Below are 15,182 nucleotides of genomic sequence, written 5' to 3'. Positions count from 1 at the left end.
GATCAGCGCCGAGTGGCCAGCAGGCCAATCAGAAAGCCCACGCCGGCGGCGATGCCCACTGACTGCCAAGGGTTGGCCGATACGTAATCTTCGGTGGCGGTGACCGCCGCCTGGCCACGATCACGCAGCGTGTCTTCGGTCAGTTTCAGGGTTTCCCGGGCGCGCAGCAGGCTGTCGTGGATCTGTTCGCGCAGCTCATCGGCCTGATCGCCCGCCAGAGTCGCGGTGTGCTCGAGCAACCGTTCGGTGTCGGCGACCAGGGTCTGGAAGTCGTTCATCAGGATTTCTTGAGCAGTCTTTGCCTTGATGCTGGCCATGGGTGGATCTCCGTAAGTGACGTCTGAAGCGTTCGAGTATGAGCCTTGCGCGAAGGTTCAGTACAAATGACTGGTACAGCTTTTGCTATGTCGTGGTGCGTCCTGCTGCCGTCGTGCGCTGTTGGCGGGCGTACATGCAGCAAAACCTTACCTCAAATAATCATGGTTCGTGTCAGGACATCAGCCTTGTGCGCCAAAGCGGTTCATCGCAGCTTCACTGCGCAGGCCATCAGGTCGCAACTTGGTGCATGAATTGTCCGCGCGAACCGCTTTGGTGCCTTTTTAGCCTTCAGGTCTGCCTCTTTATGGAAAATCTGCAAAGCGCTGTGGACACGCTGGTTCACAGCTCCAACACGTTGTTCATTCTGATCGGTGCGGTGATGGTGCTGGCGATGCACGCCGGTTTCGCCTTCCTTGAAGTCGGCACGGTGCGCCAGAAAAACCAGGTCAACGCACTGTCGAAGATCCTCAGCGACTTTGCCGTTTCGACGCTGGCCTATTTCTTTATAGGCTATTGGATCTCCTATGGGGTGACCTTCATGCAGCCGGCTGCGATGCTGAGTGCCGATCACGGTTACGGTCTGGTGAAGTTTTTCTTCCTGCTGACGTTTGCTGCGGCGATTCCGGCGATCATCTCCGGCGGCATTGCCGAGCGCGCGCGCTTCGTTCCGCAGTTGTGTGCGACGGCGCTGATCGTGGCGTTCATCTACCCGTTTTTCGAGGGCATGATCTGGAATGGCAACTACGGTCTGCAGGCCTGGCTGACGGCACGTTTTGGCGCAGCGTTCCATGATTTCGCCGGATCGGTGGTGGTGCACGCCATGGGCGGCTGGCTGGCGCTGGCGGCGGTGTTGCTGCTCGGCCCGCGCAACGGCCGTTACCGCGAAGGGCGGCTGGTGGCGTTCGCGCCGTCGAGCATTCCGTTTCTGGCGCTGGGCTCGTGGATTCTGATTGTCGGCTGGTTCGGCTTCAACGTGATGAGCGCGCAGACCTTGCAGGGCGTCAGCGGTCTGGTGGCGGTCAACTCGCTGATGGCCGTGGTCGGCGGCACGGTGGCGGCGTTGATTGTCGGACGTAACGACCCGGGCTTCCTGCACAACGGCCCGCTGGCCGGGCTGGTGGCGATCTGTGCCGGTTCCGACCTGATGCACCCGGTGGGTGCTCTGGTGACTGGCGCGATTGCCGGTGCACTGTTTGTCTGGTGCTTTACCGCCGCGCAGGTCAAGTGGCGCATCGACGATGTGCTCGGTGTGTGGCCGTTGCACGGTTTGTGCGGGGTGTGGGGCGGGATTGCTTGCGGCATCTTCGGCCAGACTGCGCTCGGCGGTCTTGGGGGTGTCAGCGTGATCAGTCAGTTGATCGGCACTGCGCTGGGTGTAGTGGTCGCGCTGATCGGCGGACTTGTCGTCTACGGCGTGATCAAGGCCTTGCACGGCCTGCGCCTGAGTCAGGAACAGGAGTATTACGGCGCCGATCTGTCGCTGCACAAGATCGGCGCGGTGAGTCAGGATTAGGTTTCCTCATCGTCGGCGCCGCGGTACAAACCGTGCAGCAGACGATAACGGTCACTGCGCACCTGATCGACTCGCTCTTGTACCTGACGTGCCGGCAGACCGAGCATGATCAAGGCGTGAGAGCCGAGCATCAGGCTTGATTCCAATAGCTCCGGCACCACTTCGGTGGCGCCGGCAGCCTTGAGTTCCGTCAGTTGGCTATCGTCGCGGGTGCGCACCAGAATCGGCACCTGATCATTGTGGCGGCGTGCCTCCTCAAGGATTCGCAGGGTAACCTCGCTTTGATCCACTGCGATCACCACCAGCCGCGCGCGCAACAATCCGACGGCAATCAGCAGGTCGGCGCGAGACGAGTCGCCGTAATGCACGTTGCTTTCACTGACGGAGGCTTCCTGGATTCGCACCGGGTCGTTGTCCAGTGCGATGTAAGGTTGATTGGCATTGCGCATGAAACGGCCGATGGACTGGCCAACTCGCCCGTAGCCGCAAATCACCACATGCTGGTCGAGGTCGGCGTTGAGCGCACTGATCTCCTCGAGCTGCGCCTCCTGATTCGGCTTGCGATGCAGGCGCAGGGCAATTTTCGGTGCCCCGCGCAGCAACAGCGGGGTCAGCAACATCGAGCAGAACGTCGCTGCCAGCAGCAGACCGCCCAGCTCGTCAGGCACCATGCGGTTTTGCTGCATCTGCGCCATCAACGCAAAGCAGAATTCCCCACCCTGCGCCAGGGCCAGGCCGCTGCGCCAGGCGGTTTCGTGATCACTGCCGCGCCATTTCACCAAGAGCGCGACGACCGTGCCCTTGATCAGCATCAGGCCGAGCGTCAGGCCGAGAATCAACACACTGTGACTGACGAACAGTTGCAGGTCGATCAGCATGCCGATGCTGACGAAAAACACCCCGAGCAGAATGTCGCGAAACGGCCGGATGTCAGCTTCGATCTGATGGCGATAGTGGCTTTCGCCGAGCAGCATCCCGGCCAGAAATGCGCCAAGGGCAGGGGACAGGCCGAGCAGGTGCGTCAGCCAAGCGGTCAACAGCACAATCACCAGCGCCAGCAGCACGAACAATTCCGCCGAGCGCGAGGCCGCCACTTCATGAAACAGCCGTGGCAGCAACCAGCGGCTGGCCAGCAACAGACCGAAAAACAGCACCACGGTCTTCACCAATGTCAGCGGCAGCGCCCAGTACCAGGCCTGTTCGCTGCTGCCGGCGAACACCGGCACCAGGGTCAGCAACAACACTGCGACCACGTCCTGAAACAGCAGAACCCCGACAGCGTTCTGCCCGTGACTGCTGAACACTTCGCCCAGGCTGCTCAACTCCTTGGTGACAATCGCCGTCGATGACAGCGACAGCCCTGCGCCAAGCAGCAGGGCCGGCGTCACCGGCATGCCCAGCAGGATCAGCACCAATCCCAGTAACGCCGTACTGAGCAACACCTGCTGACTGCCTAGGCGAAAAACGACCTGGCGCAGCGCGATCATTTTCGACAGGGAAAACTCCAGGCCCAGCGAAAACAGCAGAAACACTACGCCCAGTTCGGCCACGTCCGGCAGGTGCTCGCTCTCGTTGATCCAGTCGAATGCAGTTGGTCCTACCAACAAGCCTACGCACAGGTAGCCCAGCACCGGCGGCAAGCGCAGACGGCGAAACAGGGCAATCATCACCAGGGATGAGGCGAGGATGATCAGCAGGTTGGCAAACACAAGACGCTCCGATATCAGGTTCAGGCCTCTCAAGCGTAGAGGCAAAAAGCGCGGGAGCATGGCCTGATTGGCTTTTCTGTGGACTGATTTGCGTCAGGGTTTTGCGTACGGGTTGTCGTGTTCGGACCTTTGGGCGACAGCGGCTCGACGGGTTTTCGAGGCAGGCCTAGAATGAACGCTCATTTTTCCGGTTGAGCGATCATGCCTCCTGAATGTCAGTTGTTCGGCACCTTGGGATGCCATTTGTGTGAGGTGGCAGAGGCCGAGTTGATGCCTTTTGTCGAGCACGGTCTGCTGGTCGAACTGGTGGATATTGCTGACGATGAATCCTTGTTCGAGGCTTACAGCCTGCGGATTCCGGTACTGCGCCGAACTGACACCGGCGCGGAGCTGAGCTGGCCTTTCAGTGCCGATCAGGTGGTGGCCTTCCTGCGCTGAGTTATTTCCCGGTGGCATGCCACTGTCGTCCGCCGGTCGCGACCGTTATCCATCCCTTGGCACTTTGCGGATTATTCGGTTACTGTATGTGCATACAGTAATTGGATAGGCCTGCTGCTTTTCATCACTTGAGCAGGTGAATCCGGCAGTCAGAGGGACGAACCGTGGTCAATGTCGAACAGTTGAAGAACAGCGTGAACCGGATGTCGGTTGACGTGGTGCGCGAGGCGGTCCTCGAGCTGCGCCTGGACGGGCTGGTCACGGAGGGCAAGACGCCTTTCAACAAATTGCATTTCAACACCTGTTTTGCCGAGATCGAGGCGCTGTTCCAGCGTGCCGGTTATCACAAGCAACTGGATGTGGTCGGTTACCAGGGCCTGCTCTATGCGTTGTATGACCCGGGACGCTGGGAGGCGGTCGATGTGCTGCGCTGGCTCAAGGAATTCACCGAAGCCGCCGCGCTCAAGTCGATTCCGGCCTGAGGCGGGTGGTGGAATCGGCGCTAGGTTCGTATCGCTCAGTGTTGGATAATGCCGACCTGCATTGAGGGTTCGAATTTCCGTATGTCCACACCAACGTTTTGCGCTGCGCAGAATCAGGCCAGCACCCTTTACCTTCCTCCGGGGAGTTGGCCTACCGTCCTTGATTGCCTGTGTGAGCATTTCAGTGCGATCAGTCGCGAGCAATGGCTGGACCGGATCGCCCGGGGCCGGGTGCTGGATGGGCAGGGACAGCCGATTGCGCTGGATCTGCCGTACAAGGAAGGGCTGCGCATTCACTACTTCCGTGAAGTGCCGGATGAAAAGCCGATCCCGGTGCTCGAGTCGATCCTGTATGCGGACGAGCATCTGGTGGTGGCGGACAAGCCGCACTTCCTGCCGGTGACGCCGGCCGGCGAGTACGTCGAGCAGACGTTGCTGCGTCGTCTGATCCGCCGCCTCGACAACCCGCATCTGGTTCCACTGCACCGCATTGACCGGCATACGGCGGGGCTGGTGATCTTCTCGGCCAATCCGCAGACCCGTTCGGCCTATCAGTCGTTGTTCCCGACCCGGCAGATCGACAAGCGCTATGAGGCGATTGCCCGTGCGCTGCCGGAGCTGGAATTTCCCCTCGTGCACAAAAGTCGCCTGATCGATGGCGAACCGTTTTTCCGCATGCAGGAAGGGCCAGGCGTCGCCAATACGGAAACTGCGGTGGAAGTCCGGGAAAAGAACGGCGATCTGTGGCGCTACGGCCTGTACCCGGTGACCGGCAAGAAGCATCAGTTGCGGGTACACATGACCGCGCTGGGAGCGAGTATCTGCAATGATCCGTTTTACCCGGATGTGCTGAAAGACGTTGAGGATGATTACGCCAATCCGCTCAAGCTGCTGGCGCAGGGGCTGCGGTTTGTCGACCCGGTGACCGGTGAGGATCGTGAATTCGAGAGCCGGATCACCCTGCAGTGGTGACGCCAGGCACTTTTCCGCGCCCATGAAAAAGCCCGCATTGATGCGGGCTTTTCTGTATCCGGTATCGACGTAAAGCTTACAGCTCTTTAACGGTGCGAACCTGATCCTTGTTGATGCGGGTCTCTTTGCCGTCCAGTTGCTTGAACTCGTAGAAGCCCGAATCTTCATCGTATTTCGGGGTGTCGACGGCCTGGATTTCGCGACCGTCATTCAAGGTGAGCACTGTTGGCGAGGAGCAACCAGCGAGGGTAGCCAGGCCCAGTGCGAGCATGAAAGTGGCGAGGGTCCGTTGAGTCATGGGTGTGTCTCCGAATGGGAATACTTTTGGTTACTGAGCTTGAGACGTATACAAGGCGTGAGAGTTCCTTGAATGCTGTCAGTCTGACACAGTGTTATGCGTATTTAACAGTTCGGGGGTGTTCAGGTTGGCCAGTCGCGGGTCATTGTCCGGGCATTGCAGGGCAGTCGCGCCGAGATTGCGCATGACCCGGCCGGGGCTGCGTTCACCGGCGTTCCACGCGGTTTCGAAGGCGGGGAACAGGGTGACGGGAATCACACACAGCAGGGGTTCCCAATGGTCGTCGTGACGCAACATTAAAGGTTTTTCAGGAAACTGGCCGGCGGTCTCACACATGTCCTGCAAGAGCGCGGCGTCGATTCGCGGGACATCGCAGGGCAAGACCAGCAGGTGTGGGCGGCGGGCGACCTTGAGTCCGGCGAGGATGCCGGCCAGCGGACCAGGAAAATCGCCTACCTCATCGCTGACCAACTGATCGGCGTAAGCGGCATAACGCTCGTGATTGCGATTGCAGGAGATGATCAGATCGTCGGTCAGCGCTCGCACCTTGCGCTGCAGATGCGCAATCAGCGGCTCACCCTGCCATTCGACCAGGCCTTTGTCCTGGCCGCCCATGCGCTGGCCGCGTCCGCCTGCCAGGAGCAGAATGGAGCAGGGGGGCAATGGCGTATTCGAGGTCATGGCAGCTCTCCAGCGGGGCGGCGAAAAATTCAGGCGCTGTGATATAACACCGGGCTGTTTCTCCTACAACTGGACGAGCCTAATGAAAGCCAAGGCCGATGTACCTTTTGCGCCGCTGAACATTGCGGTGCTGACTGTCAGCGATACCCGAACCCTGGAAACCGACACCTCAGGCCAGGTCTTTGTTGACCGCCTGACTGCTGCGGGCCACCGCTTGGCCGAGCGGGTCTTGCTCAAAGATGACCTGTACAAGATCCGCGCGCAAGTTGCCCACTGGATTGCCGAGGACGTCGTGCAGGTCGTGTTGATTACCGGCGGCACTGGTTTCACCGGGCGTGACAGCACGCCTGAAGCCGTGGCTTGTCTGCTCGACAAGCAGGTTGACGGCTTCGGTGAACTGTTCCGCCAGATATCGGTGGCCGATATCGGTACTTCGACCGTGCAGTCGCGGGCACTGGCCGGCCTGGCCAATGGCACACTGGTGTGCTGCCTGCCAGGTTCGACCAATGCGGTGCGCACCGGTTGGGACGGCATTCTCGCCGAACAGCTGGATTCGCGGCACCGTCCGTGCAACTTCGTCCCTCACCTGAAACAAGCGGCGCCCTGTGAATCCCGTGGGTAAGCCGGGCAAGACCGGCAGCCTGATGCCTGTCGAGCAAGCGTTGGCCCGCCTGCTGGAGATGGCTGAAGCCTCGCCGATTGTCGAACGCGAGTTTCTGCCCTTGGCCGAAGTCGAGGGGCGGGTGCTCGCCGAGGACCTGGTTTCGACCCTGGACCTGCCACCCTGGCCAAATAGCGCCATGGATGGTTACGCCCTGAATCTGGCCGACTGGACCGGCGCACCGCTGCCGGTCAGCCAGAAAGTCTTTGCCGGGCAGGCGCCTGAGCCGTTGAAGCCCGGTACCTGCGCGCGGATCTTCACCGGTGCGCCAGTGCCTGCCGGGGCCGATTGCGTGGAAATGCAGGAGAATGCCGAGGTTCAGGACGACGGCAGCGTGCGTTTCATCGAAACCATGAGCGTCGGCCAGAACATTCGTCCGAAGGGGCAAGAAACCACCGTGGGTGAGTTGATTCTGGCGGCAGGTACCCGGCTGGGACCGATTGAGCAAGGTCTGGCGGCGTCGCTGGGGTGTGCCGGGTTGAATGTGGTACGCAAGGTCCGAGTGGCGGTGCTGTCCACCGGCGATGAACTGGTCGAGCCGGGCCAGCCGCTGGGGCCGGGGCAGATCTACAACAGTAATCGGGTGGTGTTGTGCAGCTGGCTGCAGCGCCTGGGTTGTGAAGTGTTCGATGCCGGTATTCTTCCGGATGATCTGGCGACCACGCGGGCGCGCCTGGGCGACATGCAGGATGTCGACCTGATTCTCTCGACCGGAGGCGTGTCGGTCGGCGAGGCGGATTTTCTTGGCATCGCATTGCGGGAAGAGGGCGAGCTGGCGCTGTGGAAACTGGCAATCAAACCGGGCAAACCGCTGACAGTTGGCCATTTTCGCAAGGTGCCGGTGATCGGCCTGCCGGGCAACCCCGCTTCGACGCTGGTGACCTTCGCTCTGCTCACGCGGCCCTACTTGTTGCGTCGTCAGGGCGTCCAAGATGTCGAACCTCTGAAGTTTACGGTTCCGGCAGGTTTTGTCTGGCCTGTGGCCGGCAATCGTCGCGAATATCTGCGCGGTCGCCTGGAGCAAGGGCGGGCGATCATCTACCGCAATCAAAGCTCCGGTGTGCTGCGCAGCGCGGCCTGGGCGGATGGTTTGGTAGAAGTGCTGGAAGGCCGCACGCTGGTGGAGGGCGATGAGGTAGGGTTCATCCCCCTGAGCGACCTGCTCGGCTGATTCGCGCCTGGTCATTGCAGGCTCGACCGATACTGCGTCGATGCCTGCATGTCCCTGTCAATGGCTCATCAGTGTGACCAACTGATCGAACCGGCTGTTGGCAACCCATCCCAGCAGTCCCAGGATCACCGCCGTTGCACCCGCCGAATAGGCGAGACGGTGCTTGATGGTCTTAACATCCGCGCGGACTTCGTCCATATCCCGACGAATGTATTTGAGGTGGGTTTCCAGCTCGGTCACGCGCGGTTCCATATCTACTTCTCCAGCGGTTCTGGCGTTCTTTCTGAAATCGGATTTGTGACTGGCGCGACTTTCGTCCAGAGGGGCAACCGGGCTATTTGCAATTCTGGCTTCATGGCTTGGCATGGAAATGTCCATCGGCTGTTCCAATCGCAAGCACACTGGCCTTGCCGTCATCCAGACTGTCATCAGTTCCGAGGGTGTATCCAATCATTACCTGCACATCCTTGTGTTGTTAATTCGAAAATTGATACCACCTGCACAAGGTGAATCAAGGAGCGTGTCCGGTCAATTGAGCCGATTCCTCACATGTTGTAAGAAAAAATACCGTCGCGTAGGACGCGACAGGTCATTCGCTTGAATTAAATGGTGCTGCCATGGCTTTTTTGCCTGCGCCAGTGGTCAAGATGTTTCATACCGATTCAATCGTGGGGAGTGACCGTAATGAGTGAACGCAGGGCGCTGTTGATTCTGCATGGCAAGCAGGCACTCAATGAGGCGGTGCGCGCCGCCGTCGAAAGCAAACGCAAGCAGGGCTGGGAGTTGGCTGTACGGCTGACTTGGGAGGCCGGTGACGCTCAGCGTCTGGTGGAAGAAGCACTGGCGGGCGGCTATCGGAAGATCATTGCCGGCGGCGGAGATGGCACGTTGCGCGATATCGCCGAAGCGCTTGCCGCGCATCCGGATGAGGCCAGTCTGGTGCTGTTGCCGCTAGGAACGGCTAACGATTTTTCCCGCGCGGCGGGGATCCCGCTGGAACCGGCCGAGGCGCTGGAAATGCTCGACGTGCCACCGCGCAAGATTGACCTGGGCGAAGTCGGGGGGCAGATTTTCCTGAACATGGCGACGGGTGGTTTCGGCAGTCAGGTCACGGCCAATACCTCTGAAGATCTGAAAAAAGTGCTCGGCGGGGCCGCTTATCTGTTCACTGGTTTGTCGCGCTTCAGTGAGCTGCACGCGGCCTACGGCGAACTGCAAGGGCCGGACTTTCACTGGAGTGGCGAGCTGCTCGCATTGGGCATCGGTAACGGTCGTCAGGCGGGCGGCGGACACGTCCTGTGCCCGCAGGCACTGGCGGACGATGGTCTATTGGACATCAGTATTCTGCCGGCGCCACAGGAGTTGGTGGGCACGCTGAAGAATCTGCTCAGCGACGGCTTCGGCCTCGACAGTATGTTTGTCCGGGCCCGTTTGCCCTGGGTTGAAATCAAGGTCGCCGAGGGGCTGAGCATCAACCTTGACGGCGAGCCGCTGGAGGGCGACAGCCTGCGTTTCGAGGCGCGCCCCGCCGCCTTGCTGGTGCATTTGCCGGAGCATTCGCCGCTGTTGGGCGGCGCGGGCTTGATCAGTCGTCCAGACTGATGATCTGTTCGCGCACCGCGAACAGCACCAGACCCGCCACGTCGTAGATCTGCAGGCGCTTCATGATCTGCGAGCGGTGGGTTTCGACGGTCTTGATGCTCAACCCCAGACCGTTGGCGATCTCCCGGGTGGATTTGCCGCGTACGATCAACCGCAGGATTTCCAGCTGACGTGCCGTCAGGTTGTGCGAGTCGGCCACCTCGGGCTGGTTTTTCTGGGTGCGGGTCAGCGCCTGATTGATTACGGTATGGGCGATCGCCGGGCTCAGGTAGCGCTCGTTGTTGCGCAGGGCTTCGAGGGCATGTTCAAGCTCGGTGGCCGTGGTGTCCTTGAGCAGATAGCCGTGCGCGCCGCATTCCAGCGCCTGCATGATCAGCGCCGGATCGGTATGCATCGACAGAATCAGCACCTTGCTATGTGGCCTTACGCGCTTGAGCCGTTGCAGGGCTTCCAGGCCACCGGTTTCCCTCATCGAGATATCCAGCAATACGATATCGGGTGCCAGTTGCTCGACCATTTCGAGCAGTTGCGAGCCATCGCTGGCTTCGCCAACGACTGCGTAACCGGGAATGTCGAGCACCAGAGCGCGCACGCCGGCCCTGATCAGCGAGTGGTCATCCACCAGAAGTAAGTTACAAGTCAACGCATAACCTTATTCGTACTGGCCCGTTCGAGTGCACGGGGCGCCCAGGGGAACAGTGCTTCGATTTGAGTGCCTTTGCCCGGTTCGCTGATGACGTTCAGCGTACCGCCCAACTGTTCGATCCTTTCGGCCATCCCGGCCATGCCGCGTTGTCCTTCCCGACCCGGATCCGCGGCAGGCGCAAAGCCTTGGCCATCGTCGCTGATCAGCAGCGTCAGCCCTTGTGGCAGGCGTTGCACGCGGATCAACAGGTTGCTGGCCTGCGCGTGACGCAGAATGTTGGTCACCGCTTCCTGAGTAATGCGGAAAGCGGCGACCGCCATTTCTTCCGGAATGCCGTTGAGCCGCTGCTGGCAATCGAGGCTCCAGTGCACCGAGGTGTTGGCCAGCGTCTTGAGCAAATGCGCACGCAGGCTGGCTTCCAGGCCGAGGCTGGTCAGTTGGCGCGGGTTGAGAATGGCCGAGACATCGCGCACCTTGTTGAGGGTTTCTTCAAGGGTGTCGCAGAGTGTCGAGCATTGCTCTTGCAAGTCGGGTGGCAGACGTCTTTTCAGCCATTCACTTTGCAGCTTGGCCGCTGTCAGTAACTGACCGATGTCGTCGTGAAGTTCACGGCTGAGACGGTGGCGTTCGTTTTCCTGGACTTCCAGCAAACGGTCGGCGAGTTCCTGAGGCTGAAACTTGATCGATTTGCGTGACAGCCGGTATTGCACCCAGACACAAGCAGTGGCGGCAATATTCAACAGCAGCAGGCCCAGGGAGAGCGGAGCAGACAATCCGTAAGTCAGCAGGCTGCCAATGGCGGCGACCACACTCAATATGAGTGTGAACCGGCGTGCATTTTCCCGGGACGGTGGCCATTTGATGATTGACTTGAGGCTGGCGTACATAACGGATGGAGCCAATGGATGTTCGCTACGGGCAGACCGGCCGGTGGCTGGCGGATCTCTGTCTGAAAATGCTGTCAATTATGTTATTGATTTTAACGAAGTACAGTGAACGATATTCGACCATCAAGTTCGATGGATGACAGTCGCTGAATCACTGTGCCATTAGTTGAAAGCAACTAACGGTCGGCATAATACCACTTAAGATACCGTTGGTCGCGTTTGCCATATATGTCCAACGAGTCAGGAAATACGCCATGTTGGACGTGAGTTCCATTATGGAAAATGTCGCTTTATTGTGCTTGATAGAGATCCGTGCGGTGCGAAGTTGATCGTTACACAGACACAGGCAAACCCTGAGGCCGCGGCAAAATATCCGCTGGGGTCAGGTGTGATTATTTAATTCGAATTGTCGCTGGCAGGTATGAACTATTCAATTGCGACATTCAGCGATTCCGATGTTCAGCCTGGATTTACGCGTTGAATGCGGCGGATCAGGCCTGACGCTCGGAGTAAGACAAAAGCGGAAGCGGCCGGGTCGGGAGTGGTGGCTTGAACTGGCTTTGACCGACCTGAAACGCGAAGGCTTCGATCAGTGAAGTTTGTTCGCTGCCATCCAGGCTCAACTGGCCGGTGTTGTGATCGACCAGTTCGATCTGCCAGGCCATCAAGGTGAAACAGTCCTGCAGTGCATTCAGCGCCTGTGCGTGTAGATCGATGTGATCCGGCGCAGCGTCGAGCAGGCTGTGAATATGCAGGGAAAACTCGGAAATCGCTTCCAGTGCCAGCGCTTCAGCCCGGCTCGCCAGCTTGAGCAGGGTGTTGCGCATGCAGTCGATGGCGTCCTTGTCGTTGCTGATCAATTGCAGGTGGCTCAGGCACTCTTCGGACTTGGCCAGGAGTGTTTCAGCTTCGACGAGAAATTCGGGAAAGCGTTGCGCCCAGTCTTTACGGTCGATTGGCATGCTTATCTCCACAGCGTCTTGTCTGATGAGGGAATGCCGTGTGTGTCGACGTTCGTGGATCGTCGGGAGATCGCGCCCCACCGTGCAAGTGCACTGGCTGAGGTTTTCCAGAGGGTGGGGTTCCACTGACCTGCGATCGCACACAATAGCCTGACTCCGTTCATGCAATGAGAATGGCGTCACATTAATGGCTATTGGATATTGCGAACATCAGGTTGGGCCTGATTGTTCCTAGGGGATTCCCTTACACACGGGAACCTGTGGCGCAAACTGTGGTCGCGCCAGAAGAGAATGCAGCAGATGAAAACACCGGGTCAGTAAACCATGATGTTAATGTGACATCAATGCCCGTGTGTGGCATTTTGATGGTGAATTTTGTGGGGATCAAGAATCGCCATAAACAGCCGATAACCCCACTTAGTAGTGAATTCATCAGAACAAGCCCAGGAGTCATTGATGGCCGGCATTCTCGACACGGTAGACCAACGCACGCAACTGGTGGGTGAGAATCGCCTGGAAATTCTCATGTTTCGACTGGCCGGACGCCAATTGTTCGCGATCAACGTGTTCAAGGTTCAGGAAGTTCTGCAACTGCCGAAGCTGACCCTGATGCCGCAGCGTCATCCGTTTGTCTGCGGCGTAGTCAACCTGCGCGGCCAGACGCTGCCGGTGATCGACCTGTCTCAGGCGATCGGCATGCGCCCGCTGGTGCCGGGCCCGAACAGCACCATCATCGTCACCGAGTACAACCGTTCGGTGCAGGCTTTCCTCGTCGGTGGTGTGGATCGCATCGTCAACATGAACTGGGAAGCCATTCTGCCGCCGCCGACCAGTGCTGGCCGCCAGCACTACCTGACCGCGATCAGCAAGGTTGACGATCAACTGGTGGAAATCATCGACGTCGAGAAAGTGCTCGCTGAAATCGTCCCGTACAACGCCAAGGTTTCGCGCGACAAGCTCGACGATCCGGTACTGGAGCGTGCCCGTGGTCGCGAAGTGCTGCTGGTGGACGACTCCAACGTCGCGCTCTCTCAATTGCGTGACACCCTCGGCCAGCTCGGGGTGAAGATGCACATCGCCAGTGATGGTCTGAAGGCGCTGAACATGCTCAAGGGCTGGGCCGATACCGGCGTGAACATGACCGACAAGCTGCTGATGGTGTTCACCGACGCGGAAATGCCGGAAATGGACGGCTATCGTCTGACCACCGAGATCCGCAACGATCCGCGTCTGCGCGGTCTTTACGTGGTGTTGCACACCTCGCTGTCCGGCAGCTTCAACGACTCGATGGTGAAGAAGGTCGGTTGCGACAACTTCCTCTCCAAGTTCCAGCCGGACAAACTGGTCGACGTGGTGCGTCAGCGTCTGATGCTCGATGAAGTGCCAGCCTGACGAAAACCTGTAGCGAGGGGATTTATCCCCGATGGACTGTGCAGCAGTCCCGCTTTCTTGATTCAAGTGGGGCCGCTTCGCGCCCCATCGGGGATAAATCCCCTCGCCACAAACTATCTTTGCGGGTGCGTGCATCAGGCTTTGATTCGCCGATAAAGCTCGTATAGGGTGGCGTTTTTGCCCACCAGGGAGCTGGCCATGCTGCGTCTGAGCGCGCTTTATCGTTACCCGTTGAAATCCGGCAAACCCGAGATTCTGCAATCGATTGGCTTGGACAAACTGGGCCTTGCAGGGGACCGACGCTGGATGCTCGTGGACGAGGCCAGCGGGCGCTTTCTGACCCAGCGGGCCGAAGCGAAAATGAGTCAGCTGTCGGCGTTGTGGAACGCGCAGGGCGGTCTGACTCTCAGTGCGCCCGGGCTTGCCGCGCTGGACGTGCCATTGCCCGAGGCCGATTCCGACCTGCGCGGTGTGACCATCTGGCGTGACACCCTGCGGGTTCCGGATGCCGGAGATGCAGCGGCCAGTTGGGTCAGCGATTTCATCGGCAAGCCGACCCGTCTGGTGCAGGTGCCACTTGATCGCGCGCGCATGACGCAGGCCGGTTATGGCCGCGAGGACGATCAGGTCGCGTTCGCCGACGGTTTCCCGCTATTGCTGATTGGCGAAGCGTCACTTGAGGATCTGGTGCAAAAGGTCGGACGGCCGCTGGAGATGCTGCGCTTTCGGCCGAATCTGGTGATCGAAGGCAGCGCGGCGTTCGCCGAGGATGGCTGGAAGCGCATTCGCATCGGTGATGTCGAGTTCCGCGTGGTGAAGCCTTGCTCGCGCTGCATTCTGACCACCATCGATCCGCAGACCGGCGAACGCAGTGCTGATCGCGAACCACTGGCAACCCTGCAGAAATACCGTGCGCAGGCCGATGGGGCGATGTTCGGGCAGAACCTGGTCAATGACAGCAATGGTCAACTGGAAGTCGGAATGGCGGTGGAAATCCTCGAGTAACCGATGCCCGAAATGAAAAATGCCCGTGTTCATGGACACGGGCATTTTTGTACCGGGAAAAGCCGTGGACTTAGCCGCGGTATTCGCACAGGTAAGCGCTATCAACGGCGACCTTCAGCTGGAACTTGCTGTTGGCCGGAACGTTGAACTGGCTGCCGGCGGCGAAGGTTTCCCAGTCGCTGCTGTCTGGCAGTTTGACGGTCAGCGCGCCGGAGACCACGTGCATGATTTCACGCTGAGCGGTGCCGAATTCGTATTCGCCCGGGGCCATGACGCCGATGGTCGCCGGACCTTCAGCGGTGCCAAAAGCGATCGACTTGACGGTGCCGTCGAAGTACTCGTTGACTTTGAACATGGGCGATTCCTCTCGAAAAGGGCAAACAGGGGTTAAAAAGGGCCGGTCAGTATGCACAAGGCTCCCGGCGCCGTCACCTGCCCGGAGCGT

At 59.5% G+C, this 15,182-nt stretch carries 18 protein-coding genes; 9 read left to right on the top strand and 9 right to left on the bottom strand.

Annotated elements, in window-relative coordinates; genetic code table 11:
* Positions 1–2: 2 nt before the first annotated feature.
* On the bottom strand, positions 3–317 hold the full coding sequence (locus AC1RBR_RS18635) for an ElaB/YgaM/YqjD family protein (protein WP_025113166.1): 315 nt from the start codon (positions 315–317) through the stop codon (positions 3–5).
* A 305-nt stretch (positions 318–622) separates the two neighbouring features.
* Here AC1RBR_RS18635 and AC1RBR_RS18630 point away from each other — a divergent pair, with 305 nt between their 5' ends.
* Positions 623–1,831, top strand: a complete 1,209-nt coding sequence (locus tag AC1RBR_RS18630) for an ammonium transporter (protein ID WP_492566035.1) — start codon at positions 623–625, stop codon at positions 1,829–1,831.
* Here the strand turns inward: AC1RBR_RS18630 and AC1RBR_RS18625 are convergent.
* A complete protein-coding gene (locus tag AC1RBR_RS18625; protein WP_492566033.1) occupies positions 1,828–3,540 on the bottom strand; it encodes a cation:proton antiporter in 1,713 nt (570 codons plus the stop codon). The two genes, AC1RBR_RS18630 and AC1RBR_RS18625, sit on opposite strands and share 4 nt — an antisense overlap.
* Positions 3,541–3,741: 201 nt before the next feature.
* Between AC1RBR_RS18625 and AC1RBR_RS18620 the strand changes: the two genes are divergently transcribed.
* The 3 genes from AC1RBR_RS18620 (at position 3,742) to AC1RBR_RS18610 (ending at position 5,432) form a co-directional block, all read left to right on the top strand.
* Positions 3,742–3,978 (top strand): glutaredoxin family protein, encoded by a 237-nt coding sequence (locus AC1RBR_RS18620; protein WP_492566031.1) that lies wholly within the window; start codon positions 3,742–3,744, stop codon positions 3,976–3,978.
* Between the two features lie 164 nt (positions 3,979–4,142).
* Positions 4,143–4,460, top strand: coding sequence for a transcriptional regulator (locus AC1RBR_RS18615; RefSeq protein WP_003226726.1), 318 nt, complete (start codon positions 4,143–4,145; stop codon positions 4,458–4,460).
* An 81-nt stretch (positions 4,461–4,541) separates the two neighbouring features.
* Entirely contained in the window at positions 4,542–5,432 is an 891-nt protein-coding gene (locus AC1RBR_RS18610) for a pseudouridine synthase (RefSeq protein WP_166496822.1), read from the top strand.
* Between the two features lie 76 nt (positions 5,433–5,508).
* On the opposite strand, the gene AC1RBR_RS18605 is transcribed toward AC1RBR_RS18610, so the two are convergent.
* Together AC1RBR_RS18605 and mobA are read right to left on the bottom strand one after the other, a co-directional pair.
* On the bottom strand, positions 5,509–5,730 hold the full coding sequence (locus AC1RBR_RS18605) for a YgdI/YgdR family lipoprotein (RefSeq protein WP_027613420.1): 222 nt from the start codon (positions 5,728–5,730) through the stop codon (positions 5,509–5,511).
* 78 nt (positions 5,731–5,808) lie between these two features.
* Positions 5,809–6,411: a molybdenum cofactor guanylyltransferase MobA gene (mobA, locus tag AC1RBR_RS18600; RefSeq protein ID WP_492566029.1), complete on the bottom strand. Its 603-nt coding sequence runs from the start codon at positions 6,409–6,411 to the stop codon at positions 5,809–5,811.
* Between the two features lie 82 nt (positions 6,412–6,493).
* On the opposite strand from mobA, the gene moaB reads away from it, so the two are divergent.
* Complete coding sequence (gene moaB / locus AC1RBR_RS18595) at positions 6,494–7,033, top strand: molybdenum cofactor biosynthesis protein B (RefSeq protein WP_003226719.1); 540 nt, start codon at positions 6,494–6,496, stop codon at positions 7,031–7,033.
* The gene (locus tag AC1RBR_RS18590; RefSeq protein ID WP_492566027.1) at positions 7,017–8,243 is read left to right on the top strand and encodes a molybdopterin molybdotransferase MoeA; all 1,227 of its coding nucleotides are present in this window, start codon (positions 7,017–7,019) and stop codon (positions 8,241–8,243) included. The genes moaB and AC1RBR_RS18590 overlap by 17 nt, the downstream gene beginning before the upstream one ends.
* A gap of 57 nt (positions 8,244–8,300) precedes the next feature.
* Here AC1RBR_RS18590 and AC1RBR_RS18585 read toward each other — a convergent pair whose 3' ends face one another.
* Complete coding sequence (locus tag AC1RBR_RS18585) at positions 8,301–8,609, bottom strand: hypothetical protein (RefSeq protein WP_492567257.1); 309 nt, start codon at positions 8,607–8,609, stop codon at positions 8,301–8,303.
* Positions 8,610–8,927: 318 nt separating this feature from the next.
* Here AC1RBR_RS18585 and yegS point away from each other — a divergent pair, with 318 nt between their 5' ends.
* Positions 8,928–9,845, top strand: a complete 918-nt coding sequence (yegS, locus tag AC1RBR_RS18580; protein WP_492566025.1) for a lipid kinase YegS — start codon at positions 8,928–8,930, stop codon at positions 9,843–9,845.
* On the opposite strand, the gene AC1RBR_RS18575 is transcribed toward yegS, so the two are convergent.
* The 3 genes from AC1RBR_RS18575 to AC1RBR_RS18565 all read right to left on the bottom strand — a co-directional run bounded on the left by AC1RBR_RS18575 (position 9,829) and on the right by AC1RBR_RS18565 (position 12,340).
* On the bottom strand, positions 9,829–10,488 hold the full coding sequence (locus AC1RBR_RS18575) for a response regulator (protein ID WP_095137328.1): 660 nt from the start codon (positions 10,486–10,488) through the stop codon (positions 9,829–9,831). The two genes, yegS and AC1RBR_RS18575, sit on opposite strands and share 17 nt — an antisense overlap.
* Positions 10,485–11,378, bottom strand: a complete 894-nt coding sequence (locus tag AC1RBR_RS18570; protein WP_115983982.1) for a sensor histidine kinase — start codon at positions 11,376–11,378, stop codon at positions 10,485–10,487. The genes AC1RBR_RS18575 and AC1RBR_RS18570 overlap by 4 nt, the downstream gene beginning before the upstream one ends.
* Positions 11,379–11,869: 491 nt before the next feature.
* A complete protein-coding gene (locus tag AC1RBR_RS18565) occupies positions 11,870–12,340 on the bottom strand; it encodes a hypothetical protein (protein WP_456020301.1) in 471 nt (156 codons plus the stop codon).
* Positions 12,341–12,796: 456 nt separating this feature from the next.
* Between AC1RBR_RS18565 and AC1RBR_RS18560 the strand changes: the two genes are divergently transcribed.
* Positions 12,797–13,732, top strand: a complete 936-nt coding sequence (locus tag AC1RBR_RS18560) for a chemotaxis protein CheV (RefSeq protein WP_095137331.1) — start codon at positions 12,797–12,799, stop codon at positions 13,730–13,732.
* A 198-nt stretch (positions 13,733–13,930) separates the two neighbouring features.
* A complete protein-coding gene (locus AC1RBR_RS18555; RefSeq protein ID WP_492566022.1) occupies positions 13,931–14,737 on the top strand; it encodes an MOSC domain-containing protein in 807 nt (268 codons plus the stop codon).
* A 70-nt stretch (positions 14,738–14,807) separates the two neighbouring features.
* On the opposite strand, the gene ppnP is transcribed toward AC1RBR_RS18555, so the two are convergent.
* Entirely contained in the window at positions 14,808–15,092 is a 285-nt protein-coding gene (gene ppnP / locus AC1RBR_RS18550; RefSeq protein WP_115983980.1) for a pyrimidine/purine nucleoside phosphorylase, read from the bottom strand.
* Positions 15,093–15,182 lie beyond the last annotated feature (90 nt).

Source organism: Pseudomonas sp. GW823-FHT01D03, from assembly GCF_058798255.1.
This window is presented reverse-complemented; position numbering and strand designations above follow the sequence as displayed.

What these genes read in the sequence shown, in the direction of transcription:
- AC1RBR_RS18635 (WP_025113166.1), bottom strand. Translation starts at nt 317, where the DNA reads ATGGCCAGCATCAAGGCAAAGACTGCTCAAGAAATCCTGATGAACGAC.
- AC1RBR_RS18610 (WP_166496822.1), top strand. Translation starts at nt 4,542, where the DNA reads ATGTCCACACCAACGTTTTGCGCTGCGCAGAATCAGGCCAGCACCCTT.
- AC1RBR_RS18565 (WP_456020301.1), bottom strand. Translation starts at nt 12,340, where the DNA reads ATGCCAATCGACCGTAAAGACTGGGCGCAACGCTTTCCCGAATTTCTC.
- AC1RBR_RS18560 (WP_095137331.1), top strand. Translation starts at nt 12,797, where the DNA reads ATGGCCGGCATTCTCGACACGGTAGACCAACGCACGCAACTGGTGGGT.
- moaB (WP_003226719.1), top strand. Translation starts at nt 6,494, where the DNA reads ATGAAAGCCAAGGCCGATGTACCTTTTGCGCCGCTGAACATTGCGGTG.
- yegS (WP_492566025.1), top strand. Translation starts at nt 8,928, where the DNA reads ATGAGTGAACGCAGGGCGCTGTTGATTCTGCATGGCAAGCAGGCACTC.
- AC1RBR_RS18555 (WP_492566022.1), top strand. Translation starts at nt 13,931, where the DNA reads ATGCTGCGTCTGAGCGCGCTTTATCGTTACCCGTTGAAATCCGGCAAA.
- mobA (WP_492566029.1), bottom strand. Translation starts at nt 6,411, where the DNA reads ATGACCTCGAATACGCCATTGCCCCCCTGCTCCATTCTGCTCCTGGCA.
- AC1RBR_RS18605 (WP_027613420.1), bottom strand. Translation starts at nt 5,730, where the DNA reads ATGACTCAACGGACCCTCGCCACTTTCATGCTCGCACTGGGCCTGGCT.
- AC1RBR_RS18630 (WP_492566035.1), top strand. Translation starts at nt 623, where the DNA reads ATGGAAAATCTGCAAAGCGCTGTGGACACGCTGGTTCACAGCTCCAAC.
- AC1RBR_RS18620 (WP_492566031.1), top strand. Translation starts at nt 3,742, where the DNA reads ATGCCTCCTGAATGTCAGTTGTTCGGCACCTTGGGATGCCATTTGTGT.
- ppnP (WP_115983980.1), bottom strand. Translation starts at nt 15,092, where the DNA reads ATGTTCAAAGTCAACGAGTACTTCGACGGCACCGTCAAGTCGATCGCT.
- AC1RBR_RS18585 (WP_492567257.1), bottom strand. Translation starts at nt 8,609, where the DNA reads ATGCCAAGCCATGAAGCCAGAATTGCAAATAGCCCGGTTGCCCCTCTG.
- AC1RBR_RS18570 (WP_115983982.1), bottom strand. Translation starts at nt 11,378, where the DNA reads ATGTACGCCAGCCTCAAGTCAATCATCAAATGGCCACCGTCCCGGGAA.